This is a genomic window from Arthrobacter ipis (assembly GCF_014694315.1).
Classification (GTDB): domain Bacteria; phylum Actinomycetota; class Actinomycetes; order Actinomycetales; family Micrococcaceae; genus Arthrobacter; species Arthrobacter ipis.
In genome coordinates this window covers 108,660-132,604 of sequence record NZ_JAAOXD010000004.1, presented here as the reverse complement: position 1 = coordinate 132,604, position 23,945 = coordinate 108,660, and the positions used below count along the sequence as shown (strand labels likewise).

21 protein-coding genes and 1 pseudogene are annotated in these 23,945 nt (G+C 65.8%); 13 read left to right on the top strand and 9 right to left on the bottom strand.

The window, feature by feature from the left end:
* Positions 1-120: 120 nt before the first annotated feature.
* Both G9E11_RS12565 and G9E11_RS12560 read left to right on the top strand, forming a co-directional pair.
* A complete protein-coding gene (locus tag G9E11_RS12565) occupies positions 121-597 on the top strand; it encodes a hypothetical protein (RefSeq protein ID WP_190606230.1) in 477 nt (158 codons plus the stop codon).
* Positions 598-622: 25 nt separating this feature from the next.
* Positions 623-2,485, top strand: a complete 1,863-nt coding sequence (locus G9E11_RS12560) for a glycoside hydrolase family 15 protein (protein WP_190606228.1) — start codon at positions 623-625, stop codon at positions 2,483-2,485.
* Positions 2,486-2,523: 38 nt separating this feature from the next.
* Here G9E11_RS12560 and G9E11_RS12555 read toward each other — a convergent pair.
* Positions 2,524-2,742 (bottom strand): annotated as a pseudogene (locus G9E11_RS12555) (YybH family protein); the annotation flags it as partial.
* 668 nt (positions 2,743-3,410) lie between these two features.
* Between G9E11_RS12555 and G9E11_RS12550 the strand changes: the two are divergent.
* The 3 genes from G9E11_RS12550 to G9E11_RS12540 all read left to right on the top strand — a co-directional run bounded on the left by G9E11_RS12550 (position 3,411) and on the right by G9E11_RS12540 (position 6,402).
* Positions 3,411-4,925: a multicopper oxidase family protein gene (locus G9E11_RS12550; RefSeq protein ID WP_311764362.1), complete on the top strand. Its 1,515-nt coding sequence runs from the start codon at positions 3,411-3,413 to the stop codon at positions 4,923-4,925.
* Between the two features lie 188 nt (positions 4,926-5,113).
* The gene (locus G9E11_RS12545) at positions 5,114-5,821 is read left to right on the top strand and encodes a hypothetical protein (RefSeq protein ID WP_190606226.1); all 708 of its coding nucleotides are present in this window, start codon (positions 5,114-5,116) and stop codon (positions 5,819-5,821) included.
* A 2-nt stretch (positions 5,822-5,823) separates the two neighbouring features.
* Positions 5,824-6,402 (top strand): hypothetical protein, encoded by a 579-nt coding sequence (locus tag G9E11_RS12540; protein ID WP_190606225.1) that lies wholly within the window; start codon positions 5,824-5,826, stop codon positions 6,400-6,402.
* A gap of 106 nt (positions 6,403-6,508) precedes the next feature.
* On the opposite strand, the gene G9E11_RS12535 is transcribed toward G9E11_RS12540, so the two are convergent.
* Both G9E11_RS12535 and hisC read right to left on the bottom strand, forming a co-directional pair.
* Positions 6,509-7,939, bottom strand: coding sequence for an amino acid permease (locus G9E11_RS12535; RefSeq protein WP_190606224.1), 1,431 nt, complete (start codon positions 7,937-7,939; stop codon positions 6,509-6,511).
* Between the two features lie 54 nt (positions 7,940-7,993).
* On the bottom strand, positions 7,994-9,103 hold the full coding sequence (gene hisC / locus G9E11_RS12530) for a histidinol-phosphate transaminase (protein WP_190606223.1): 1,110 nt from the start codon (positions 9,101-9,103) through the stop codon (positions 7,994-7,996).
* 93 nt (positions 9,104-9,196) lie between these two features.
* On the opposite strand from hisC, the gene G9E11_RS12525 reads away from it, so the two are divergent.
* Entirely contained in the window at positions 9,197-9,700 is a 504-nt protein-coding gene (locus tag G9E11_RS12525) for an Lrp/AsnC family transcriptional regulator (protein WP_190606221.1), read from the top strand.
* Positions 9,701-9,820: 120 nt separating this feature from the next.
* Positions 9,821-11,500 carry a thiamine pyrophosphate-binding protein gene (locus G9E11_RS12520; protein ID WP_190606218.1) on the top strand — a complete coding sequence of 560 codons (1,680 nt, stop codon included), beginning with the start codon at positions 9,821-9,823 and terminating at the stop codon, positions 11,498-11,500.
* A 5-nt stretch (positions 11,501-11,505) separates the two neighbouring features.
* On the opposite strand, the gene G9E11_RS12515 is transcribed toward G9E11_RS12520, so the two are convergent.
* Entirely contained in the window at positions 11,506-11,946 is a 441-nt protein-coding gene (locus tag G9E11_RS12515) for a VOC family protein (RefSeq protein ID WP_190606216.1), read from the bottom strand.
* A 95-nt stretch (positions 11,947-12,041) separates the two neighbouring features.
* Between G9E11_RS12515 and G9E11_RS20865 the strand changes: the two genes are divergently transcribed.
* Positions 12,042-12,236, top strand: coding sequence for a hypothetical protein (locus tag G9E11_RS20865; protein WP_218625941.1), 195 nt, complete (start codon positions 12,042-12,044; stop codon positions 12,234-12,236).
* Positions 12,217-12,849 carry a flavin reductase family protein gene (locus tag G9E11_RS12510; RefSeq protein WP_190606214.1) on the top strand — a complete coding sequence of 211 codons (633 nt, stop codon included), beginning with the start codon at positions 12,217-12,219 and terminating at the stop codon, positions 12,847-12,849. The genes G9E11_RS20865 and G9E11_RS12510 overlap by 20 nt, the downstream gene beginning before the upstream one ends.
* Before the next feature lie 20 nt (positions 12,850-12,869).
* On the opposite strand, the gene G9E11_RS12505 is transcribed toward G9E11_RS12510, so the two are convergent.
* The 5 genes from G9E11_RS12505 to G9E11_RS12485 all read right to left on the bottom strand — a co-directional run bounded on the left by G9E11_RS12505 (position 12,870) and on the right by G9E11_RS12485 (position 18,612).
* Complete coding sequence (locus G9E11_RS12505; RefSeq protein ID WP_190606211.1) at positions 12,870-13,379, bottom strand: hypothetical protein; 510 nt, start codon at positions 13,377-13,379, stop codon at positions 12,870-12,872.
* A gap of 334 nt (positions 13,380-13,713) precedes the next feature.
* Positions 13,714-14,142: a YybH family protein gene (locus G9E11_RS12500; RefSeq protein ID WP_190606209.1), complete on the bottom strand. Its 429-nt coding sequence runs from the start codon at positions 14,140-14,142 to the stop codon at positions 13,714-13,716.
* Between the two features lie 202 nt (positions 14,143-14,344).
* Positions 14,345-15,787: a tagaturonate reductase gene (locus G9E11_RS12495; RefSeq protein ID WP_190606207.1), complete on the bottom strand. Its 1,443-nt coding sequence runs from the start codon at positions 15,785-15,787 to the stop codon at positions 14,345-14,347.
* A 50-nt stretch (positions 15,788-15,837) separates the two neighbouring features.
* Positions 15,838-17,391 (bottom strand): UxaA family hydrolase, encoded by a 1,554-nt coding sequence (locus G9E11_RS12490; RefSeq protein WP_190606206.1) that lies wholly within the window; start codon positions 17,389-17,391, stop codon positions 15,838-15,840.
* Positions 17,392-17,601: 210 nt separating this feature from the next.
* Complete coding sequence (locus tag G9E11_RS12485) at positions 17,602-18,612, bottom strand: LacI family DNA-binding transcriptional regulator (protein WP_190606203.1); 1,011 nt, start codon at positions 18,610-18,612, stop codon at positions 17,602-17,604.
* Positions 18,613-18,816: 204 nt separating this feature from the next.
* On the opposite strand from G9E11_RS12485, the gene uxaC reads away from it, so the two are divergent.
* From uxaC to G9E11_RS12465, 4 genes are read left to right on the top strand one after another with little or no spacing between them, the layout of a single operon-like run.
* Positions 18,817-20,286, top strand: coding sequence for a glucuronate isomerase (gene uxaC, locus G9E11_RS12480; protein WP_190606201.1), 1,470 nt, complete (start codon positions 18,817-18,819; stop codon positions 20,284-20,286).
* 50 nt (positions 20,287-20,336) lie between these two features.
* Positions 20,337-21,791 carry a glycoside-pentoside-hexuronide (GPH):cation symporter gene (locus tag G9E11_RS12475; RefSeq protein ID WP_190606199.1) on the top strand — a complete coding sequence of 485 codons (1,455 nt, stop codon included), beginning with the start codon at positions 20,337-20,339 and terminating at the stop codon, positions 21,789-21,791.
* Positions 21,788-22,453: a bifunctional 4-hydroxy-2-oxoglutarate aldolase/2-dehydro-3-deoxy-phosphogluconate aldolase gene (locus G9E11_RS12470; protein WP_203219252.1), complete on the top strand. Its 666-nt coding sequence runs from the start codon at positions 21,788-21,790 to the stop codon at positions 22,451-22,453. Before G9E11_RS12475 ends, G9E11_RS12470 begins: the two co-directional genes overlap by 4 nt.
* Positions 22,450-23,406 carry a sugar kinase gene (locus G9E11_RS12465; protein WP_190606197.1) on the top strand — a complete coding sequence of 319 codons (957 nt, stop codon included), beginning with the start codon at positions 22,450-22,452 and terminating at the stop codon, positions 23,404-23,406. The genes G9E11_RS12470 and G9E11_RS12465 overlap by 4 nt, the downstream gene beginning before the upstream one ends.
* Positions 23,407-23,945 lie beyond the last annotated feature (539 nt).

Genomic DNA, 23,945 nt, shown 5'->3' with positions numbered 1-23,945 from the left:
GGTGAGGCCCTTGCCCACCGTTCATTCCGCACTCTAAAATTAGATAAGTTAGTTTTAGAAGGTGCATCATGGAAACGACACATCCGCAAACAGTGCCCAAGCAGCAGGGCGGCGGTTGAGATGGACTGGCAAGGCTGGGCGCTGTTCGGGCTGCTCGCCACCACGGCCCTAACCGCGGTGATGATTGCCTTCCAGATGGCCGGCTGGACCCGGCTCGACCTGCCCCTGGTCCTGGGCAGCCTGGTCAGCCCGGATCCGGACAAGGCGCGGATCGCCGGCTTCTTCATCCACCTCGCGGCAGGCCAGGTCTTCGCGCTGGGCTACGCGGCCGTGTTTGCGCTGCTGGGCCAGGCAACGTGGTGGATCGGCGCCCTGCTGGGACTCCTGCACGTCGCGGTGGCGCTGACCGTCATCCTGCCGCTGCTACCCGGCATCCATCCCAGGATGGCCAGCACCAGGGCGGGTCCGGCCAACCGGGCAGCACTCGAGCCTCCCGGTCTGCTGGGCCTGAACTATGGAATCCAGACTCCGGCGGTGGCCGTGGCGGCCCATCTGGTTTACGGCTCCCTGCTCGGGCTGCTGCTCACGGCCGGCTGACCCAGTGAGAAAAGGCGGACGCACCATGGAAGCCAGGCACTCCCCCGCCCTTGCGGACTACGGACTGCTGGGAGACACGCGCACGGCCGCCCTGGTCTCGGCTGACGGCGGCATCGACTGGCTCTGCGCGCCCACCTTCGACGGCGATCCCGTCTTCGGTGCCCTGCTCGGCGGCCCGGACGCGGGCACCTTCCGCGCCGGTCCCGCCCGGCCCGCCGAGCAAATCGTCCGCCGCTACCGGCCGCACTCCGCCACGCTCGAAACGGTCTGGGCCACCGACGGCGGCACGCTGACACTCACCGAAGCGATGGTGGCGGAAGTCTCCGGCAGACTACTGCCCACCACCCTCCTCATCCGGCGGCTGGAGGCCGACGGCTCTACGGCGGAGGCCGCCGTCGAACTTAACCCCCGCTTCGGCGAGCGCCATCTCCGCCCCCGCGTCCGGCAGGACCGGCACCTGGTCTGCGAATGGGGCGCCCTGGCCATGTCGCTCGGCGTCAGCGGCGGGGTGCGGGTGGAGCCGGGTACGACGACGGCAATCACCGTTGAGCCCGGGCGTCCCGTGGTGATGGTGCTCGCCCTGGCGTACACGGAACCCCTGGTGTGGGTCGATCCTGAAACCGCGTGGGATCTGGTGGAGGCCGACGAAGCCCGCTGGCGGGAGTGGGCGTCCGGCATCAGCGAGGACGTCCCGTTCCGTGAAGCAGTCCTGCGGAGTCTGCTGACGCTGAAGCTGCTGACCTATTCCCCCTCGGGCGCGCCGGTTGCGGCCCCCACCACGTCCCTGCCGGAGGACCCGGGTGGCATACGGAACTGGGATTACCGGTACGCCTGGCCGCGGGACGCCAGCATCGGCATCGCCGCCTTCCTCGGCCTGGGCAAGGACGGCGAGGCCCTGAACTTTTTGAACTGGCTGCTGCACGCGAGCCGGCTGCAGCGGCCCCGGCTGCCGGCGCTGCTGACCCTGACCGGAGGGCACGTCCCCCGCGAGCGCACGCTGGAGAGCTGGCCCGGCTACGCGGGCAGCGCTCCGGTGCGAGTGGGCAACGGAGCCGCGCACCAGCACCAGCTCGACGGCTACGGCTGGGTCCTTGACGCCGCGTGGAACCTCGTCCGGCAGGGGCACCAGCTCAATTCGGAGACGTGGCGGGCCATGCGCAGCTTTACCGATCTTGTGGCGCGGCGCTGGCCGGAGCCCGATGCCGGTATCTGGGAAATCAGGGCTGACGCGGCGCACCACGTGCACTCCAAGATCATGGGCTGGCTGGCCTTGGACCGGGCGCTTCGGATCGCCCGGAGCCACCGCATCAGTACCCGGCGGCGGCGCCGGTGGGAAAGCGCGCGGGAAGCACTCGCCGCCGACATCAGGACCAACGGATTCGACGCCGCGAAGAACACGTACACCCGCTCGTACGGCTCGGGTGATCTCGATTCCGCACTGCTGATCCTGCCTGTGACCGGCTTCGAGCCACCGGACTCGGACCGCCTGCGGGGCACGGTGGATGCGGTGTGGTCGGAGCTGTCGGCCGGCTACCCCTTCCTGTACCGCTACCCGCCGGGCCAGGACGGGCTGCCTGGCGATGAGGGAGCTTTTCTGCCCTGCTCTTTCTGGCTCGCCCAGGCCCTCGGGCTGACGGGACGGGCGCCGGAGGCCAGGGAATTGTTCGGGGCCCTTCTTGAGCACGCCAGTCCGCTGGGCCTGTTCAGCGAGGAGATCGATCCCGGCTCAGGGGCACTGCTCGGCAACTATCCACAGGCGCTGACACACGCCGCGCTGGTCCAGGCAGCGCTCGCCCTCCGGGACGTTCGGCTGGTTGAGCCTGCCCACCCGGGGGTTGAGCATGTCGAAACCGAGCCCATCGAAACGCGCGCCGAACCCGCTGGTTGAGCCCGTCGAAACCGGGCTTGCCGAAACCAAGGCCGCAGTCAGGGCGCAGGTTGGCCCTCCGCGGCCGGTTCCTCGTCCGGCGGCACGTAATCGCCGTGCCGGTGGACGATCTTCCACTCCCCACCTTCCCGCCGATAGACGTGGGTGACGCGGAGCTTGGTTGACTGGGCCGGCCCGCCGTCGACTGACAGGTCCGCCCGTTCGAAGCCCACGGTGTAGGCGAGGTCCCCGCTGGCTCCGGCAGCCAGCAGCTCGAAACTGTAGGCCGTCCAGCTTGTCCAGCACGCTGCGCAGGTGCGTCTTGACGGTGACCTCCGGGACGAAAAGACCCTCGACCATTTCCCCGTTGGTCAGTCCCTTGGCGGCGAGGAGAAACACATCCCAGAAAATGACGGCCGCCGCCAGGGCGCCCCAACGCCGTGCAAACTTCATTACTGGTTCCATGAAGCCAGAACATTCATTCCGAAGGCCAGTCATAAACGACACGACCGTGTACGGAAGCACCGCCGTCGGGAAAGCGGGCCAGGAAACTGAACTTGATGCAGCCGCGCCGGGGCGGTCAACGCCCCATTTGGGTGGAAGCACAGCCAAATCTGGCAGACCCCGCAAGATTTTCCCAGTGCGTCCGGCAGACACTAGGGCCCGTTGTACCTCAGGTCTCTGCATCTCCGAGGGGGAGAACGGACTCGCGGCTGTCGGTCGCGGGTCCACTGTATGTCAACCCATAGGATCGCAACGGCTGGAGGAGACAATGACGTCTCGCAGGGAAGTTTTGAAACTGGGTGTGGCCGGCGCTGCCATGACCGGGATGTTGGCCGTCAGCGCTCAGGCGGCGGCGCCCACAGAGGCCATAAGTCGGAGTCAGCTTGCACCGCAGAACACGCCAGTCCCTTACAGGGGTGTCTTCCGGCGGCCCCCGGAGCTCGTGCCCTTCCAGAAGGGCTTCGATGGCGGCGACCCGCGGAGACCTTTCGAGCGGTACGCCCTCACCCAGAAACTCGGACAGGCTCGCTTCCTGCCAGGCCTCACCACCACTTTGGCCGGGTACAACGGCATCTTCCCCGGGCCCACCATCCGCGCCAGGCAGGGCACCCGGATCGAGGTGCGGATCCGCAACGCCTTCCCGCAGCAGGGCCTGGTCCAGCCGGGCCCGTTCAGCACCTCCACGCACCTGCACGGCTCGGCGTCCCTGCCCCAGTACGACGGCTATGCCAATGACATTACCGTTTCCGGCTTCTTCAAGAACTACCACTATCCCAACAGGCAGGCAGCGCGGACCCTTTGGTACCACGACCACAAGCACCACATCACCGCCCAGAATGTGTATTCGGGACTGGCCGCGTTCTACCCGCTGTCCGACCGCTTTGAGAAGGCGCAGCTGCCACAGGGCGAGTTCGACGTGCCGCTGATGCTTTCCGACGCACTGTTCCAAGCGGACGGCTCGCTCGGGTACAACGACAACGGCGAGAAGGGGCTGTGGGGTGACGTGATCCTGGTCAACGGGGTGCCGTGGCCCACCATGAAGGTCAAACCACGCATTTATCGTTTCCGCGTGCTCGACGCATCGATCTCACGCTCCTACCGGCCTACCCTGTCCAACGGTGAACCCGTCCACATCGTTGGCACCGACGCCGGCATGACGCCGGTGGTCCAGGCCGTTTCGTCGTGGCGGATGGGCACTGCGGAGCGCACCGAAATTTTGATCGACTTCCGCAAGTACCGGCCCGGGCAGACCGTCGACCTGCGCAATCTCAGCAACAAGAACAACATCGATTTTCCCAACACCGACAAGATCATGCGGTTTCAGGTGGTCGCCGATTCGGGCTCCGGGGCAGGCTCCATCTCCTCCATCCCGTCGAGGCTGGACAACGGAGGACCGCCCAGGGCGTCCCAGGGCGGCATCGACACGATGAGCCTGACCCCGCAGATGGCCACGGTGAAGAGGCAGCTCAGGTTCGAGCGCCAGAACGGCCTTTGGACCATCAACGGGGTCATCTGGGACGACATTGAAAGGTCCGGGTTTACCAAGCTGTTCGGCAACCCGCAGCCCTTCGCCGTCGAGCAGTGGACCATTACTAACCAATCCGGAGGATGGTTCCACCCGGTACACATCCACCTGACCGACGCCAAAATCATCGCCCGCAACACCAACGGCGGCAAACCATTCGCCTGGGAGCTCGGTCCCAAGGACGTCTTCTACGCCGGTGAGAACGAGTCCATCACCACGCTGATGCAGTTCGACGCCACCGCGAAGGAGGGCGGGCGGTACATGATCCACTGCCACAACCTCGTGCACGAGGACCACGACATGATGGTCCAGTACGCAGTAGGTGATCTGCGCACTAACAACCCGATCACCGCCGACCCGCCCAAGCGCGACCCCCTGCCCGTGAACGCCTTCCCGCCGGTGTACCGGCCGCTGTTCCCGCCGGGGACGTGAGGAGGAGCCGCTGGTTGAGCCTGTTGAAACCGAGGCCCGCAGATTGAGCCTGCCCGAAACCGGGCCCGCAGACAACGCCCGTCCCGCGCTTTAGAATGAGGATTCACAGGCAGGTGCGCAGGCGCTCCTGCCTCGTCCGTGGCGGTGTGAGGCTGCCTTGGACGGATCATGAATGGGGACGATTGGTCATGAGTGACGGCGCACCTGACTCCGGATCAGAACCCCGCGCCGTCCCGCCGCGAAAGCCGCCAACTCCCCCGCGTATCGGAACACCAACGGAAAGCCCGACGGCGGCCATCGGGCCGCCGGCCCCGCCCACCATGGCGGTGGCGAGCCGGGAGGAAGGACCCGCGCTCGACAACTACGGGGAGTTCATCGCGCGGCTGGACGCAGCGGCCGGCAAGCTCACTCCGCGGCGGGATGCCCTGGCCACGGCCCTCGGCGCTGCGGAACTGCTCCTCACCCAGAACCAGGCAGGCCTCGAGCTGTGGGGCCAGCGCCTCTCGCTCATCAGCCAGCTCCTGGCCCGGCACAACGGAGCCCATGAGGCGCGCAGATACAGCACCCTGAAGGAACTTCATGACGTTGCAGCCAAGATGGAGCGGATGTTCACCAGCCGCACTCAGCGCATCCAGGGGGTCTGCCATTCGATCCGGGCCCGCCGGGACCAAATCAACACCTCGCTTTTCGAGCTGGAGAAGAGCAGAGTCAAGCTCACGTCGTCGCGGATGCTCGCGCTGGAGCGGGACAATCTGCGCAAGGTTGCCAATGATCTTGCCGTCTCCCCGGACGGCGCCAGCCTCGGTTTCCCGGATCCGGGCCTTCGGGAAAGTCTTCGGGAAGCGCGGGAAGCAATCATGCTGGCCGAGGCACTGCTGGAAGTGAAAGGGAACTGATCATGCCAACTCCACGGACCGAATCCCGGGAAGTCTGCAGCTTCACCAGCAAGCAATGGACGGGCAGGCCGGGCGAGGAAGCGGGCGCCATGTTCGGCGGGTTTTCCGTCGTCGGGTTCGTTGTGTGCCTGATCCTGATGCTCATTGTGCCCGGCCTTCGGGACGTCGGCGCCACAATGCTGTTTGTTGCGCTCTTCGCCACCGCCTTCACGGCGCTGGGCATCCGGGCCAAGAGTTCGAGCGAGCGGGCGTTCCTGCAGCGGCTGACCGGGACCGTCAACGACGTGATTCTTGAACTGACGGCGGACCGGGCCCAACAGCTTTCGGCTGACCGGCTCCGCTCACTGCTCCTCGACGGCGGGAGCCTGCCACTGTCTGTGAACGGGGTGTCCGGCCTGCACCTGAAGGTCATTCCGCCGCGCTCACCGAAGGCGAAGCAGAATGCGAAGCCGAAAGCTGATGCGGTCACCACGACGCGGATGGTCATCGCAGCGACGCCGCCGGATTACGGCATCCGCAGCTTCGACCGGCTCCTGGAAACGGCGACCACCGATCCCGGTTTCAATTCGGCTGCCCCGTAGCTCAAGAGCCAGAACACCGCCGGAAGGCGCGCCCGGCCAGGCCGGACGCGCCCTTCCCTTTGCGCGGAACCCCATGCAATTTGCGCGGTATCCCCCAAGCCGGGGTTCAGTCGACGAGCACCGGAGGCTCGAGGCGCTCCGGGGACTCGACACGGTCCGGCGCCTGGGCGGAGCGCTTCATGGAACGGTGGTGCAGCCAGTTCCCCGCCGCCAGGACGGCCACTAGGGCGAACGTGCTCAGGAGCTGGGGACGGGAATCCTCACCGATGAAGCCCACCGTGAAGATGGCCGCCAGAATGAGCAGGCCAAGGCCCGTCAGCCAGGGGAAGCCCGCCATCCGCAGCGGAAGGAAGGTTCCTTCACGGTCCGCGCGGAGGCGCAGTGCAAGCTGGGCGAGCAGGGCGGAAGTCCACACCAGCAGGGACGTCGAGCCCACGATGTTCAGCAGGAGGGGAAGGACCTTCTCCGGGAAGGCCACCTCGAGCACGGCCGTGACGACGCCGAAGGAGACGCTGGCCAGGACTGCCACCACCGGGACCCGGGACTTGGACAGGGCGGCGAGGACGCGCGGCGCTTCACCGCGCTCGGCGAGGGAGAACGCCATCCGGGAGGCCCCGTAAAGGTTGGCGTTCAGGGCAGAGAGCAGTGCTGCGACGGCAACGAAGGTGATGGCGGTGGCTGCGCCCGGCATGCCTGCGGCATCCAGGACGGCGGCGAAGGGGCTCTTCAGGCCCGCCGACCCCACGGGAACCACGGCCGCGATGATGAAGATCGCGCCGATGTAGAAGATGAGGATGCGCCAGAGGACGGTGCGGACGGCCATCCCGACGCTCCGGGCAGGATCCTGGGTTTCGGCTGCGGCCACGGAGACAATCTCGGTGCCGCCGAAGGCGAAAGCCACCACGAAGAGCGCCGTGGCGATCCCGGCGAAACCGTGCGGGGCGAAACCGCCGCCGCTGAAGTTGAAGTTGGCCAGGCCCGGCGACTGGACACCCGGCAGCCAGCCGAACAGGAGGGCGACGCCGATGAGGAGGAACCCGACGATTGCGGCCACCTTGAGCAGCGCGAACCAGAACTCGAATTCGCCGAAGTTCTTCACCCGGGTGAGGTTCACGGCGGTGAGCACCGCGATGAACACGAAGGCCATCAGCCATACCGACAGGGCGGGGAAGATGGTGGAAAGCAGGCCTGCCGCACCCAGCGCTTCAGCCGCGATGACAACCACCAGCTGCAGCCACCAGAGCCAGCCCACGGTGGCACCGGCCACGGGCCCGAAGGCCCGGGCGGTGTAGACGGAGAAGGCGCCGCTGTCCGGGTTGGCGGCAGCCATCTCACCAAGGGCCCACATCACGAGGATGATGAGGGTGCCGGCCACCAGGTAGGAGATCAGCACCGCCGGGCCGGCGGCCTGGATGCCGGCGCCCGAACCGATGAAGAGGCCCGCGCCGATCGCGCTACCGAGTCCCATCATTGTGAGCTGGCGGGGTTTCAGCGCGGCGCCAAGCGCCGGGGCAGACGTCATTGTCTGTTGTTCCATGGGGAGTCCTCTGTGTTGTCTGTCGAACGGGTAAAGGTGGAACGGGTGGGGGTTTCAGCCCGCGTGGGCTGCCGGGACGGCGATCAAAACCTGGAGCACGCGGTCGTTGGAGGCGGGGTCGGCAACGGTGATCCGGATTCCGTCGCCCTGGTAGGCGCGAACCATGATGTCCGCCTGGTCGAATGCGGCCACGAGCCTCGCCGTGAGGTCATCGCCTGCCCGGATCCACAGGAAGTTGCCTTGGCTTGGCTGCAGCTTCCATCCTTGGGCCTCCAGCCGTGCGGCCAGCCGCGAGCGCTCTTCCTTGACGACGGCGACCCTCGCCTGCATCTCGTCGTCCGCGTCCAGCGAAGCGATGGCAGCCTTCTGGGCCAGGGCGGTCACCGAAAAGGGAATGGCGGTCCGGCGCAGTCCCTCCGCGATCTCCGCCGCGGCCACGGCGTACCCCACGCGCAGGCCGGCCAGCCCGTAGGCCTTGGAGAACGTGCGCAGGACGCAGACGTTCGGGTACTCGCGGTAGAGCGCCAGGGAGTCGGGCCCGCTGCCCGCCTCGGCGTATTCCACGTAGGCTTCGTCGATCACCACGAGGATGTCGGAGCGGACGGAGCGGAGGAACGCCTCGAGGCGTTCATGGCTGATGGGGACGCCCGTCGGGTTGTTGGGGGTGCACAGCAGGATCACCTTGGTCCGTTCTGTGACGGCGGCGGCCATGGCGTCGAGGTCGTGGCCCTCGGCGTCGTCCAGCGGGATGCGGACGGGCCGGGCACCTGCCAGCTCCACCAGGATGGGGTAGGCCTCGAAGCTCCGCCACGCGAAAATCACTTCATCTCCGGCGTCGCAGATCCCGGTGATGATCTGCTGGAGGACGCCGACGCTGCCGGGTCCCACCGCGACTTCCCCGGCACTGACGCCGAAGTGCCTGGCGATCCGTTCGCGGAGCTCGACGGCGGCCATGTCCGGGTAGCGGTTCATCCTGCCGGCCGCTTGTGCCACCGCAGCGGCGGCCGCGGGCAGGGGTTCGTAGTGGCTTTCATTGCTGGCGAGTGCCGCGATGTCCGCGCCGGCGCTGCGCCGGCCCGGGACGTAGGACGGCAGGCCGGAGACCGCTCCCCGAAGGACGGGGTGCGCGGTTTCGGCTGCCGCCAGGATCTGATCAGTGGTCATGAGGCTTGATCATGGAAGTGACCCGGGCCACATTGCAAGATACTCTTGGTCCCTTGGGATTTCTGCTCAACTTCTAATGTCTGTGGTGAAAATATGACCATTCCGAATCCCCGCACCTTCGATTCCCTGGACGCCAGGATCATCCTCGCCCTCGACAAGGACCCGGAAGCCAGCGCCCTGGCACTTTCCCGGACACTCGGCGTCGCACGGAACACGGTGCATGCGCGCCTGGCTAGGCTTGAGCGCGGCGGGGCACTCAGGTCCTTCAGCCGGAGGCTGGACCCGGCGGCCTTCGGCTACGGCCTTATGGCTTTCCTTTCCCTGGCCATCAGCCAGACCCGCGCGGGCTCGGTGGAACACGGGCTCGAAGCGATTCCGGAGGTCATCGAGGTGCATGCCACCACGGGGGACGCCGATCTTATGGCGAAGGTGGTGGCCCGGGACACGGCCGATCTTTACCGCATCACCAACCAGATCCTGGAGATCGAGGGGATCCAGCGGACCAGCACGGCCATCTCAGTCCTGGAACTCATGCCGCCCCGCTTCGACGGCCTGCTGAACCGGCTGTCCCAGCAGGAGAGCCGCCCGCCCAGCTAAGGGTGCCGTGACCAGCACCCCATTGGGCATATTTTCAGTGCGGCTCTAGGTTTACCGACAAATATCCCACCAGAAATCTCGTCTCTTGCTTATCGGGAGTCAGGATCCGACGATTCCTGCATGACTTCACTTACAGTGTCCGGCCGGGTGGCACAGGTTCTCAGCAGCTATGTCAGCGACGTGTTCGGTGTGATGGGCAACGGCAACGTCTACTTCCTGGACGCCGCCGAGAAGGAGGGCCTCCGCTTCACCGCCGTACGCCATGAAGGCGCTGCCATAGCGGCGGCGGACGCCTACTACCGGGCATCGGGTCGCCTCGCCGCGGGGACCACCACCTACGGTCCCGGTTACACCAACGCCCTGACGGCCCTCGCGGAAGCGGTCCGGGCGCAGGTCCCCACCGTGCTCGTCACCGGGGACGCCCCAAGCAGCGGCGCCCGTCCCTGGGACGTGGACCAGGCGGCAATCGCCGCCGGGCTGGGTGCGGTGACCTTCACGGTCACCCGTGAGGCCGCGGGCTCCATCACCCAGCAAGCGGTGGAGTACGCACTTGCCCGGCGGACCGCCGTCGTCATCGCCATTCCGTACGACCTGGCGGCCGTGGAGGCGGCGGACGAAGAGCTTCCCGCGCCGCCGGCGGCAGCTGCCGTTAGGGACGACGCCGACGGCGGACTCGGCCGGGCGGCTGAACTTCTGGCCGGCGCGGAGAGGCCGCTCATCCTGGCCGGCCGCGGTGCGCACCTCGCCGGAGCCGGCCCCGAACTCCGGGACCTCGCCGACCGCCTCGGCGCTCTCACGGCCGGGACGGCACTGGCGCTGAACCTGCTGCAGGGCGAGGGTTACCTCGGCGTCGCGGGCGGATTCGGCACGGATACCGCCGCCGGGCTCATGCGCGAGGCGGACGTGGTGCTCGTGGCGGGAGCAAGCCTGAGCCCCTTCACCATGCGCTTCGGACACCTGATCGGCCCGGACGCCACAGTGATCCAGATCGACGCCGGCATGGAGCCGACGAACCCCCGGGTGGACCTGTTCGTCAATGCGGACGCGAAAGCCGCCGCGGGCCGGATCCTCCGCCTGCTGGACAACGCCGCCCTCTCCGGGGCCGAGGCATCGAAGGCCTGGCGCGCGGAAGCAGCCAGGCGTCTGGCTGAAGGACCCTGCCACCACCCCGGCACCGCGGAGACCCCGGACGGCCGCCTTGATCCCCGCGCGCTTGCCACGGCACTGGATGCAGTCCTGCCGGAACGCCGCACGGTGGTCCAGGACGGCGGGCACTTCCTGGGGTGGGCACCCATGTACTGGCGCATCCCGCGCCCCCAGGACCTGGTCATGGTGGGAACCGCCTTCCAGTCGATCGGGCTCGGCCTGGCCAGCGCCGTGGGGGCCGCCCGGGCAGTGGACGATGGCAACACCCTGGTGCTGGCCGCGGGCGACGGCGGATTCCTGATGGGCCTGTCCGATCTGGAGTCGCTCGTGGGTGCGGCGAGCAGCGCCGTCGTCGTGATCTACAACGATGCTGCCTACGGCGCCGAGATTCATCAGTACGGCTCGCAGGGCCTGACCGAAAAGCCCATGCTGATCCCCGAGGTGGACTTCAGCGGAATCGCCCGCGCGATCGGGGCCGAATCCGCGATCATCCGCAAGCTGTCGGACCTATCCGCGCTCACGGACTGGATTGACGCCGGCGCCAAGGGCACCTTCGTGGCCGACTGCCGCATCACCTCCAGCGTCCGGGCCCCGTGGCTGAGCGAATGGATGAGGGCGAAGGAGACGGCTGCAAAGGAGACGGTCGCCAGCTAGGCGCCTCAGCTGCCTTTCTTCAGTTCCTCGGCGAGCATCACGATAATCCCGCTGGGGCCGCGGAGGTACGAGAGTTTGTAGAGGTCCTCATAGGTTCCCACGCCGCGCAACGGATAGCATCCGTGCTTTGCAGCTATCTCAAGGGCCTCATCGATATTGTCTACCGAGAAGGCAACGCGGTGCATGCCGATGTCGTTGGGACGCGTCGGCTCCGACTCGATCGCCTCGGGATGGATGTATTCGAAGAGCTCAAGTTGACCATGACCGTCTGGGGTCTCGAGCATCGCGATTTTGGCGTGGTTTCCGTCAAGTCCGACGGCGGTATCGGTCCAATCGCCGCTGACTATGTCACGGCCGACGACCTTAAGACCGAGATCGGTGAAAAAGGCGATTGCTGCTTCGATGTCGCGGACAGCGATACCCACGTTCTCAAGTTTGATGGCCATGGGTTGAAAGCTACCAAGGCGGAGCAATTAGCTCCAGTGGCAAGGCTGGTAGGAAACGACGATCCCTGGGGAACGCCTTGGTCATGGTGAGTCTCATGGGCGAGTTCTGCCCAGGACAGGCCCTTGAGCTGGGTGAAGAGACGGTCGACATCCCAGGCGGCGCGGCAGTGGATATCAATCAACTGTCGGGTGGGCAGGGGCTACAGTCAAGGAAGGATGAGAAGGCCGACGCCGAGGTGGGGCGGGTGGCTGGAGAGAGCAGGAGGGCACATGGCTCGGAAGGATTTTGATCCGGCACAGATGTCATCGCGGGATTTTTATCAGTTGTTGACAGCGGTGGTGGTTCCGAGACCGATCGCCTGGGTGTCCACTACCTCGGTGGAGGGTGTGGACAATCTGGCGCCGCACTCGTTCTATACGGTGGCGTCTGTGGATCCGCCCATTGTGCAGTTCACGTCCGTGGGCGAGAAGGATTCGTTGCGCAACATCGAGGCGCAGGGCGAGTTCGTCGTGAACCTCACCCCGGCCTCCCTGTTTGAAGAGGTCAATGCCACCGGGACGGACTTTCCGTCAAAAACGAGTGAGTTCGACGCCGTTGGTTTATCCCGGGAACCGAGCGCTGTGGTGCGTCCTCCGCGGGTGAAGGATTCGCCGGTGGCCTTGGAGTGCCGGTTGCACAGCACCTTGCCGGTGGGCAATTGCACGCTGGTGTTTGGCGAGGTGGTCTACGCGGTCGTGTCCACGCGCGTGCTGGAGGGTGACCATCCGCAGATTGATCTCTTGGAGCCTTTGTCCCGGTTGGGGCGCAATGAATGGGCGACGCTTGGGCCGGTCCAGGAGATCCGCCGCATCCGGGCAAAGGACTGGCCGGGTCACTTTGGCCGGGCTGGCCGGGATGAGTGAAAGGGGACAGAGTCTGAGGCTTAAGCTCCCTTTGTCCTGGCTTGGACCAAGTTGGCGAAAGGCAGCTTTCCGTAAAACCTGACGAACTCCGCGTGGTAGGCGGCTTCGGCAGGATTCAGCTCCTCTGCTGCCAACTCCTTCCACGCAATGATGAGCGATTTGGCGTCGGCGAGTTGCCAAATGAGCCGCCCGTCCCACTGGCCGACTGGCTTCCCGCGGCCGAAGTCAGTGAACTCTTGAATGTGCTTTCGCAGTCCGCGGTTGCCCGTGCTTCCCAGGCTGGCTTTTCCGATGTAGAGGACATCCGCGTTCTCGATCCACTTCGCCTCCAAGGCGGGACGGGGCAGGGAGGGATCCCGCTTCTTGAAGCGGGCGCCCAAGCTTTTGGCAAGGAACACCCGCTCGAAGCCCTCGGGTTTGAGCACCACGTAGAGTCCAGGGGCCCGTGGAACCCGGTTGATATCCAGCTGATCAAATGGTCTGAATCCAGTGAAACCCTCGTCCTTCAGCGTCTGCTTATTGATCGGCAATGCGCGTTCCTCAAGTTCTCGGCGATAGACGGACCAGCTTACGGGCAGGCCTGCGAGATGGATAATGGTCGGATCCGACGGCGATAGTAGGGTGCGGGGCGAAGCAGACGGGCAGGCTTGAGGTGGAAGGGGGAACCGTGCGGGAGTTTGGCAACAAGACCATCCGTCATCCCGAACTCGGCGACCTCACCCCCCGAAGAGAAGATCCGCATCCTCAGCTCGTGGATCCAAACCCCCGGCACCCGCGAAGGGGCTGCTGCTAACCGCACCGAACCTTGACCCTGCCTGCTTGGTACATTAGCGAAATACACCTTGGGGGCGGCGGGGCACTCCCCTACTGGACCACCGACTCGGGCGCCTGCGCGCCAACCCGGGGATCGGCCTGGCGGTGGACAAGCAGCCATTCGTCGCCCTCCCGGCGATAGATGTTCGTGGTGCGCAGGGCGACGTCGTCCAGGTCGGCCCGTCCCGCAACCCGCACCCTGTACCGCTCGATCAGCACCACGTAGGCAAGGTCCCCGACGACGGCGGTGGCCTGGTCTTCCATGGACACCACCTCACCGTCACGGTAAATCGCCGCTGCCTTGGCGATGCTGGCCGCGACGTTGTCCCACCCGCGGGAAACGCCGCCGAATGGATTGGCCAGCGTCACCTCGTCGTTCTGGGCGAACAGCGCCTGACAGGGCGCAGGATCCCCCTTCACGATCTCGGCAAGCCCGGCACGCAGACGTTCCACCACGCCATCAAAGTTCGAAGCAACCATCACCCTCACCACTCCCACGGGACCACGCCATCTGGCGCTGAGCCCAGTATGCGCCTCATGGTCCTGGATAGCGCCTCCTCGTTGGTAGGCCACAGTCAGCGCACAAAGACGGGAACGACGGCGGCTGGCTCAGGCACATCTGACGGGCACGTAAGCACGTGCGAACGGCAGCCGCCCGTAGCCGCGCGCAGAGGCCAGCCGGTCAGGCGAGCCGTTCCTGCAGTGCCTGAGCCATCCCCCGCTCAAGGATGAGGTCGACGGCACGGGAAGTTTCTGTTGCAAGCCGTGCGACCGCTGCAGCGTCCATCGTGGCGGGCAACGGAAGGCATCTAATCACGCCCGTGATCCACCCGGGAAGATCCTCACGGTCAAAGGTGCTTCGCAGCAATTGCACGGCTCTCGCGTCGTCACGGGGCTCGAACTGCGAATTTTCCGACCGGCCGCTGTAAAGCACGAGGAGGGCGGCCAGCGAGAGGACTGTCAGCGGCGCGTCGGCATCAACCGCCCACCGCTCCAGGACGACGGGAAGGTTGCGCGTCGCCCACTTCGAGAGGGCGTTGAGCGCGATGTCCCCCAGTTGGTGCTGCAGTGAGGGGTTGTAGAAACGTTCGAGAATCTGCTGGGCAAAGGCCTCCAGCTCCTCGCGGTCCCCTTTAATGGTGGGCAAAACCTCGTCGGCAACCAGGCGGCTGATCAGAGCCTCCACCAGCGGAACGGCGAAAGCGTCTCGCACGGTCTGGCAACCGAGCTGGAGCGCGATGGCCGACATCGCTGTGTGGGCGCCGTTGAGTATCCGCACTTTCTTCGCTCGGAAGGGACGGATGTCGTCCATGAACAGGACATTGAGACCCGCCTTGTCCAGCGGCAATACCTCGCGAATCGCCGGGTTGCCGCCGATCGCCCAGACGTAGAAGTGCTCAGCCTTGACAACGAGCTCATCGGCGAACCCGATCTCCGCCTGCACAGCCTCGATCTCCCCCTGAGGAAATCCGGGAACGATGCGGTCCACCAGGGTGTCGTAGAAGTGGCAGGCGGTCCGCACCCATTCCTCGAATTCCGCCCCAAGGTCGTTGTCGGCTGCGTGGCGCAGCACATGCTCCAGCAACGTCGAGCCGTTGTCCTCGATGAGCTCACAGCACAGGAAGGACAGTCCTGCTGCCGGATCACCGCGGAAATGCTCGAACCGCCGGTACAGGAGTGCCGTGACCTTGGCCGGGAAGGACTGCGGGGGCCGTGCGCTAAGGTCGTCGCCCGACACGAACTCGATGCCGGCCTCGGTGGTGTTGGAGACGATGACCCGGAGGTCGGGGCTGATGACCAGCCGATCGTAGTCCTCGAACTGATTGTGGGCGCTGAGCACGGAGCGAACACAGGTGACGAGGTCAACCTCCTTGACGGGGCGGCGGTCCTTGATGCCCTCAAGGTAGACGTGGAAAAGGCCGTCCTGCTCCGCAAGCTGGCGGAGGGCGTGCGAGGGGCGGTCCGTGGCCTGTATGACGGCCACGCCGTCGCGGGTCACGCCGGCCTCGTTCGCCCGGGTGATCATCCAGTCGACGAAGGCACGCAGGAAATTCCCGGCCCCAAACTGCATGATCGTGATCGGAAGCTCGGGCCTTGCGGCCGTCGTCGAATCCAGTTTCTTCATGGTTAGTCCTCGTTGCTCGGCAGTTTCGTCGTATGTCGTGGCAGCGCCGGTCACGTCACTGCCCCCAACTGCCACGGAATGAACTCGTCCTGGCCGAGGTCCAGCTGCTCAGAAACGGACTGTTCCCCCGAGGCGACCGCAATGATCTTTTCGAAGATCTCCTCGCCCACACTGTTGATCGACGCGGTTCCGTCCACGATGCGTCCGGCGTTGATGTCCATGTCCTCCCGCATGCGGTCGAACATCGGGGTGTTGGTTGCTACCTTGATCGACGGCGTGGGCTTGCCCCCCAGGACGGAGCCGCGTCCGGTGGTGAACACCACCACCGTGGACCCGCCCGCGATGATGCCAGTTACGGACACGGGGTCGTAGCCAGGGGTGTCCATGAAGGCGAATCCGCGTGTGGTGACCGGCTCGGCGTACTCGTACACGGCAGACAGTTCGGCGGTGCCGCCCTTGGCCACCGCGCCGAGCGACTTCTCCAAGATGGTGGTCAGCCCGCCCGCCTTGTTGCCGGGAGACGGGTTGTTGTCCAGGGAGCCGCCACCGGAGGTCGCGTAGTCCTTCCACCACTCGATGCGCTGCAGGAGCTTAAGGCCCACTTCCTCGGACACTGCACGCCGTGTCAGCAAATGTTCGGCGCCGAAAATCTCCGGAGTCTCGGCGAGGATCGTCGTGGCCCCGTGGGCGACGAGCATGTCGGAGGCCACGCCGAGGGCGGGGTTCGCGGTGATCCCGGAGTACCCGTCGGAGCCGCCGCAGTTCATCCCCAGCACAAGTTCGGAGATGGGAGCGGGTTCGCGGCGCAGTGCATTCACGTGCGGAATCATCTCGTTGATGGCTTCCACCCCGGCACGGACCGTTGCACGGATCCCGCCGCTGTCCTGGATGACCAGCGTGCGCACCAGCTTCTCGCTTGGAAGGTCCAGCCCGTCCAGCAATGATGTCGCTGGCAGCATCTCGCATCCCAGACCCAGCACCAGCAGTCCGGCGATGTTGGGATGGTTGGCATAGCTCCGCAGCGTGCGCCGCGTCAGCCGGGCGCCTTCACTGTCGGCGACCAGACCGCACCCCGAATCATGCGTCAGGGCTATGACCCCGTCGACGTTCTCGTAGCCCTGCAGGGCTGCTGCCGTGAATTGCGCGGCGATCATTCGGGCCGTCGACGCCGAGCAGTTCACCGCGGTCAGTATGCCGATGTAGTTGCGGGTCCCCACGCGTCCGTCGCCGCGGTGGTACCCCTGGAACGTCCGCGCCGGCCCGTCCGGTGCCGCGGGCTGCACGCGGGCGGTACCGAACTCGTGCACTCGATCGGCGTTGTCCATGCCGAGGTTATGCGTATGGACGTGGTCTCCGGCGGCGATGTCCCGGGTGGCCCGGCCGATCGACTGGCCGTATTTGTGGACCTGCCCGCCGGCGGCGAGGGGTCGCAGGGCGAGCTTGTGACCGCGGGGGACGCTTTGCCGCACGAGAAGCCGGCGCCCCCGATCGGTCAGCTCAGCGCCCGGGGATAGGTCTTGGGTCGCGACTGCGACATCGTCCTCGGGCCGCAGTACCAGCGCGACCTCAGTCAGGTCACGGAGGGTGCTGGGAATGCTCGTCATGGCCAAATCCTTCTTCGGTGAGGGAGCGACGGGAATGAAATCGTTTTCATTGTAAACCGGTGAAACCGTTTTCATCAAGGGATGCTGCGTGAGGGTGAGGCTGGGGTGCGCCGGGAAGCTGCAGCCCCAATGACTGGGGCAGAGCTGTGATGGCCCATCGGGCGACCCTGAGTCGCTTCCCGCAGGGAAGAGAGCAGCCAGCGGCTGCGCTTACTCAGCCAGTGCTTGCGCCAGCGGAGCGCGGACCGACGTGCCGCGGAAGATGAATTCCGTCTTCAGTTCAGCCGGCGCCTCTGGGGCGGGGCCGGTCGCCGTCAGCAGTGCGTTGAGGTAGGACATGGCCAGTGCGCCGGCCTCCTCCCGCGGAACCCGGACGGTGGTCAGCGCAGGGTTGGCCATGGCGGCGAATTCGATGTCGTCGTATCCGACGACGGTCATGTCATTTGGGACCGAGACCCCGTACTGGGCGAGCTGGTTGATCAGCCCCAGGGCCATGACGTCGTTGTAAACCATGACGGCTGTGACATTGGCGAGCAGAACCTTCTCCGCCGCGCTGCGGCCGCCTTCAAAGGAGGGGGCGAAACTGCCCACGGCAACCTCCGTCAGACCCGCAGCGGCCAAATGGCTCGTGACTGCGCCTTGCCGCACCCGGCTGGAGTAGCTCGTTCCGGGGCCAGCGACATACCCGATCCGCACGTGCCCCAAGGCTTTCAGGTGCGTCACCTCCTGCGCGATACCAGCAGCATTGTCGAAGGTAACGGCCGGGACCCCCGGGACCTGGCGGTTAATCAGTACCATCGGGCGTTGCCGCCGGTGGGAAAGCAGGTCCTCGTCCGACATGCGCGCCGCGCACAGGACAAGCCCGTCCACCTGGCGGCCCAGCCTTGTGACCAGCTCCGATTCGCGAACCGGATCCTCGCCGCTGTCGACCAGCAGCACGGGGTACCCCAGCTCCTCGGCCCGGTTCTGAATGCCCCTCACTACGCTGGGGAAGAAAGGGTTGGTGAGGTCCGGAACCACGATCCCGATGTTGCCGGTCAGGCCCGTGATGAGGGACTGCGCCGCCCGGTTAGGGCGGTAGTCCAGCCGGGCGGCGGCGCTCAGCACCCGCTCCCGGGTCACCGCATCAACCTTCTCCGGGCGCACGAAAGTCCGCGAGACCGTGGCAGGAGAGACGTCGGCTGCTTTGGCAACGTCCCGGATCGTCACGGGTACGGACATGGGTTCACCTCCCGGTGGCTTTGTTACGGATTTTATCCCCGGAGTCATGAAGTTCCCTTCCCGCCAAAGTTTCTGAAGATATGAGCTTGGTCTCTCTTGGTCTCAGCTTGTCTCCGCGCTACATTGATAATAACGTTTTCATAGCGAGCTCCCCACCCCCTCGGAACTGGCTTCCAAACCCCTCCAAAATTGAGAGAGACATTGATGTCTGCATCCACCCTCCTGAATCTTGACCGCGTACCCTCAGTTGGCGAACGCCGCCTGGAACTGCATCCGGACCGTGCGCTTCCAGCAGATGAGCGCCAGCGCGCCGTGGCACGCGAGATCTACGAGCAGACTGCGCAGTTGCCGCTCATCTGCATGCACGGGCACGTCGAGGCGGACGTTTTCGCCGTGAACGAGCCTTTCGCGGACCCGGCCCAGCTCCTGGTGGTCCCCGACCACTACGTGACCCGCATGATGGTGTCCCAAGGAATTGCTCCTGAGTCCCTGGGCGTGCCGAGGATCGACGGCGGTCCCGTCGAGACTGACTCGCGGGCCATCTGGCGGAGGTTCTGCCAAAACTGGAAGCTGTTCCGCGGCACGCCGTCGCGCTACTGGATGGAGCATGAGCTTGTCGAGGTCTTCGGGGTTGACCTCATGCCCAGCGCCGAGACTGCCGATGCGATCTACGATCAGATCGCATCGCGCATTGCGGAGCCGGACTTCCGGCCCCGGCAACTGCTGGACCGGTTTTCGATTGAGCTGATTTCCACCACCGACCCTGCAACCAGCGACCTGCGCCACCACACACAGCTGGCCAAGCAGGGCCTGGGCGAGCGGATCATACCGACATTCCGCCCGGACGCCGTGTTCCATCCTGACCGCGCGGGGTGGCGGGCTGAGGTCGCCAAACTGGCAGAGGTCTCAACCGTGGACACCTCCACCTATTCCGGGTTCCTCGACGCGCTGAGAGAGCGCCGCCGCGCCTTCGTTGCCGCCGGCGGGCTGGCTACCGACCATGGCCACCTGAGCGCCGACACCACACCCATGACGGAGTCCGCGGCCGCAGAACTGTACTCCCGCGCCCTGGGCGGCACGGTCAGCCCGGCGGAGGCGCAGGCCTTCGCCGCACACATGCTTTTCGTCACCGCGGGCATGGCCTGCGAAGACGGGCTGGTCATGCAAATCCATCCCGGTGTTCTGCGCGATCACCACAAGGGAGTTTTCGAGCGCCACGGCCAGGACAAGGGCTTCGATATCCCGGTGGCCACCGAGTTCACCCGTTCAATGCAGCCGCTGCTGGAGCGCTACGGCCACGATCCGAGGTTCCGCGCCATCCTCTTCACTGTCGACGAGACTCTTTACAGTCGCGAACTCGCCCCCCTCGCCGGCGCCTATCCGTCGCTCCGGTTGGGTGCTCCCTGGTGGTTCCTCGACTCCCCGGAGGGCATGCGGCGTTTCCGCGAGTCCGCGACCGAGACGGCTGGTTTCTACAACACCTCCGGCTTCGTCGACGACACGCGCGCCTTCGCCTCGATTCCCGCCCGCCACGACCTGTTTCGCCGCATCGACGCCGGCTTCCTGGCCCGCCTGGTCCTTGAGCACCGGCTCAGCCAGGACGAGGCCGTCGAAACCGCCGTCGATCTCGCCTACAACCTCCCGAAAACCGCCTACTCCCGGCGTTCCGCCTGACCCTTAATTTGGTTGACCCCTAATCTGCCTGGATGCAAAGGAGCACCCCGATGGCCAACAAAATCACCACGCCCACCAGTTCCCGGGCGACGAAAACAAGTGGCATTGTGTCACTGAAAGAGAAGATCGCCTACGGCATGGGCGATCTGGGCAACGGCTTCATGTTCGACCTCGGCCAGGCCTACCTGCTGAAGTTCTACACGGATGTGGCGGGATTGCCGCCCGCAGCCGCCGCCTCCGTCTTCGTCATCACGAAGCTTTTCGACGCGTTCATGGACCCGCTCGCCGGCACGGTGATCGACGGACGGCGCAATGTGGGCCGCTTCGGCCGCTTCCGGGGGGTCATGTTCTACTCGTCCATTGCGCTGGCAGTGCTGACGGTCTTTACCTTCCTCACCCCCGGCCAGTCCGAGGGCGTGAACCTGGTCTACGCGTACGTCTCCTACATGGCGTGGGGCGTGTTGTACTCGTTCACCAACATCCCCTACGGCTCGCTGGCCTCGGTGATGACCCAGGAACCCATCGAACGGGCCAAGCTCGCCTCCTTCCGCCAGGCCGGCTCTGTCACAGCCCTGCTGGTCACCGGCGTCGCGTTCATGCCGATTGTGCTGGCCTTCGGTTCCGACCGGGTGGGCTACGCCGTCGCCGCCGGGACCATGGCGGTGGTGGGCGTACTCTGCTTCTTCGCCACGTTCAGGTACACCCGGGAGGCCGTCCCCGTGGTCCGTTCCCGCGAGAAGCTGACTGTCCGGAGCTTCGTCACCACCATCGTCACCAATCGGCCCCTGCTGGTCCTGGTCGTCATGACGATCTTTTCGATCTCGGCTTACAACGTGAAGACGTCCATGATCGTCTACTTCACGCAGTACTACCTGGGCGATGTGCGGCTGCTGCCGTACGTGAACGTGATCAGCATCGGCTCCTCGATCATCGGCATCCTGCTCATCCCTGTGCTGACACGCCTCATCGGCAAGAAGCGTACGGCCCTGTGCGGCTTCCTGCTCGCCATCGTCGCGGACGGACTGAACTTCGTGCTGCCGACCAACCCGGTGCTCTTCACCGTCCTGTTCAGCCTCTCCTTCATTGGGGTGGCCCTGCCCAACGGCATCACCTGGGCGCTGGTCTGCGACGTCATCGACTTCGGCCACTGGCGCACCGGAGTTCGCCGCGAAGGCATCACCTACTCCATGTTCAACTTCTCCCGCAAGATCGCCCAGTCTGTTGCCGGCGGCCTCGCCGGGTTCGGACTGAGCGCCATCGGCTACGTACCCAACGTGGCGCAGGCCCCGGAGGTACTGGCCGGAATGAAGGGCCTGCAGACCCTCTATCCCTGCCTGGCGCTGGCCGCGGCCGCTATTGTGCTCGGCATGCTTTATCCCCTGACGGACAAGAAGGTGGGAGAGCTTGTCCTCGAGACGCACGCACGGGAAGGGACTCCGGCCCCCTTGGAACGGAGCCCCCAGGCCGGCACCGAATCGAACCCCACCACCCAGGAGAAACCATGATGACAGTCCCCCGCTCACAGCCCTCCGCAACGCTGCTGGCACACCCGGTGGTCGCTGTCCTGAGGACCTCCCACGCCCGTGAGTACGCCCCGGTTGTCGAGGCACTGATCGCCGGAGGCGTCAGGTCCATCGAACTTACACTCACCACCGAGGGCGTTTTCGAGGAGATCGCCGGACTCAAGGCCCGGTTCGCCGGGTCCGCGGAAATCGGAGTTGGCACCGTCGTCGGCCTCCACGAAGCCCAACAGGCGCTCGACGCCGGCGCTGACTACCTCGTTACCCCGGTGACGGTGCCGGAGGTGATCAGTGCCGCCGTCGACCGCGGCGTCCCCGTCTTCCCCGGCGCCTACTCGCCCACGGAGATCCACACCGCGTGGTCCCTGGGAGCCACGGCCGTCAAGCTGTTCCCCGCCTCTGTGGTGGGGCCCGGGTACATCGGGCAGCTGCGCGGACCTTTCCCCGATCTGCCGATCATCCCCTCCGGCGGAGTGTCCATCCAGGACGCGCCGAAATGGATCGAGGCCGGGGCCCTGGCCGTGAGCCTGGGCGGGCCCCTCCTGGGCGATGCCTTCAAGGGCGGCGACCTCACCGCGCTCACCGAGCGGGCCACCGAGGTCACCCGCCTCGTCGCCCTCGCCCAGAACAGGATGGCCAACGCATGAGCGAGGTGGTCACCATGGGAGAAACGATGGGGCTGATGAAGGCCGACACTCCCGGTCCCTTGGCACACACACGCTCGCTAAGCCTCGGAATGGGCGGAGCAGAGAGCAACTTCGCCATCGCCCTGTCCCGGCTGGGCGTAGCAGTGACCTGGGCCGGGAGGGTGGGCGGCGACAGCATGGGCGAGCTGGTGCTCCGCGAATTGCGCGCCGAGGGCATCGACGTCCACGGCATCGTGGACCCCCAGGCTCCCACCGGGCTGATGATCAAAGAACGGCGCACCTCCGAACAGCTCAAGGTGTGGTACTACCGGTCGGGGAGTGCCGGCTCCCGCCTTGAACCGCAGGACGTCCCGGCGAAGCAGATCCGCGAAGCCCGGCTCCTGCACCTGACCGGGATCACGCCTGCCCTGTCGGCCTCAGCGGCGGCGGCGGCGGACCATGCCATAGCCGTAGCGCGCGACGCCGGAACCCTGGTGTCACTGGACCTGAACTACCGTGCCGCCCTCTGGTCCCCCGAAGAGGCCCGCGAGCTGTACCGGAAACTGCTCCCGCAGGTGGATCTGGTCTTCGCCGGCGATGACGAAGCGATGATCGCCTTGGGGCTGGACAGATCGCAACCGCACGCGCCGCTGGAACTGGCGCACCAGCTGACAGCCGTGGGCCCGCGGCACGCCGTCGTGAAACTCGGGCCACTGGGCGCCGTGGCAGTCGCCGACGGTGCCCAGCTCACCCAGGCGGCCGTGCCGGTCAACGCGGTGGACACGGTCGGAGCCGGGGATGCTTTCGTTGCGGGCTACATCGCCGAGTTCCTGGCTGGAGAGAGCCTGGAACAGCGCTTGAGGACGGCTGTGCGCACGGGAGCCTTCGCCTGCCAGGTACCGGGTGATTGGGAAGGCATGCCGCGCCGAGCCGAACTCGGGCTCCTGGAGTCGAAAGACCCCGTAGCCCGGTAAGCCATGCGATTCATCGTTCGACGGACGACGGCGGCGTGCTGGCCGCCGTCGGACATCTCACCAAAGCGGCGTTTCCGGATCCTGGACCAGCTCCACGCCCCGCTGGTTGAGCCCGTCGAAACCCATCCCCGCTGGTTGAGCTTGTCGAAACCAAGCCTCTGCCGAAACCGAAGCACGATCTCCCTCAGTGAGCAGGACATCGCCTAAAATCACGTCGGCGGAGTCTTATTGGGGAGAGACCACATGTTGGATCTGAAGCGCACCTGTTGGACCCGTCAATCGCTCCGGCTGGCCATGGTCGGCTTGACTGTCTGGATCTTCGCCGCCGCTTTCTTCGCGGTCAGGTCGAATACCCTGAAACCCGCGGTTAGCCCACGGGCCACTACCGTGACCGGGGTATTCAGCCAAATGTTCGACGGCGTCCTGCCCGCGGTCGCGCTTGAGCGCTGTACGCCTCACTTCTCCTGCAACAACAAGGTCGGCACGGCCCCTGGACTGACACCGCTCAGCACGGTTCTGGTTGCTCCGATTGCTACGGA

Excerpts from the sequence above, each read along its gene's own strand:
- G9E11_RS12545 (WP_190606226.1), top strand. The coding sequence starts at position 5,114 with ATGAGTGACGGCGCACCTGACTCCGGATCAGAACCCCGCGCCGTCCCG.
- G9E11_RS12540 (WP_190606225.1), top strand. The coding sequence starts at position 5,824 with ATGCCAACTCCACGGACCGAATCCCGGGAAGTCTGCAGCTTCACCAGC.
- G9E11_RS12495 (WP_190606207.1), bottom strand. The coding sequence starts at position 15,787 with ATGAAGAAACTGGATTCGACGACGGCCGCAAGGCCCGAGCTTCCGATC.
- G9E11_RS12470 (WP_203219252.1), top strand. The coding sequence starts at position 21,788 with ATGATGACAGTCCCCCGCTCACAGCCCTCCGCAACGCTGCTGGCACAC.
- hisC (WP_190606223.1), bottom strand. The coding sequence starts at position 9,103 with ATGACCACTGATCAGATCCTGGCGGCAGCCGAAACCGCGCACCCCGTC.
- G9E11_RS12520 (WP_190606218.1), top strand. The coding sequence starts at position 9,821 with ATGACTTCACTTACAGTGTCCGGCCGGGTGGCACAGGTTCTCAGCAGC.
- G9E11_RS12560 (WP_190606228.1), top strand. The coding sequence starts at position 623 with ATGGAAGCCAGGCACTCCCCCGCCCTTGCGGACTACGGACTGCTGGGA.
- G9E11_RS20865 (WP_218625941.1), top strand. The coding sequence starts at position 12,042 with ATGGGCGAGTTCTGCCCAGGACAGGCCCTTGAGCTGGGTGAAGAGACG.
- G9E11_RS12485 (WP_190606203.1), bottom strand. The coding sequence starts at position 18,612 with ATGTCCGTACCCGTGACGATCCGGGACGTTGCCAAAGCAGCCGACGTC.
- G9E11_RS12475 (WP_190606199.1), top strand. The coding sequence starts at position 20,337 with ATGGCCAACAAAATCACCACGCCCACCAGTTCCCGGGCGACGAAAACA.
- G9E11_RS12525 (WP_190606221.1), top strand. The coding sequence starts at position 9,197 with ATGACCATTCCGAATCCCCGCACCTTCGATTCCCTGGACGCCAGGATC.
- G9E11_RS12500 (WP_190606209.1), bottom strand. The coding sequence starts at position 14,142 with ATGGTTGCTTCGAACTTTGATGGCGTGGTGGAACGTCTGCGTGCCGGG.
- G9E11_RS12515 (WP_190606216.1), bottom strand. The coding sequence starts at position 11,946 with ATGGCCATCAAACTTGAGAACGTGGGTATCGCTGTCCGCGACATCGAA.
- G9E11_RS12535 (WP_190606224.1), bottom strand. The coding sequence starts at position 7,939 with ATGGAACAACAGACAATGACGTCTGCCCCGGCGCTTGGCGCCGCGCTG.
- G9E11_RS12490 (WP_190606206.1), bottom strand. The coding sequence starts at position 17,391 with ATGACGAGCATTCCCAGCACCCTCCGTGACCTGACTGAGGTCGCGCTG.
- G9E11_RS12565 (WP_190606230.1), top strand. The coding sequence starts at position 121 with ATGGACTGGCAAGGCTGGGCGCTGTTCGGGCTGCTCGCCACCACGGCC.
- G9E11_RS12465 (WP_190606197.1), top strand. The coding sequence starts at position 22,450 with ATGAGCGAGGTGGTCACCATGGGAGAAACGATGGGGCTGATGAAGGCC.
- uxaC (WP_190606201.1), top strand. The coding sequence starts at position 18,817 with ATGTCTGCATCCACCCTCCTGAATCTTGACCGCGTACCCTCAGTTGGC.
- G9E11_RS12510 (WP_190606214.1), top strand. The coding sequence starts at position 12,217 with ATGGCTCGGAAGGATTTTGATCCGGCACAGATGTCATCGCGGGATTTT.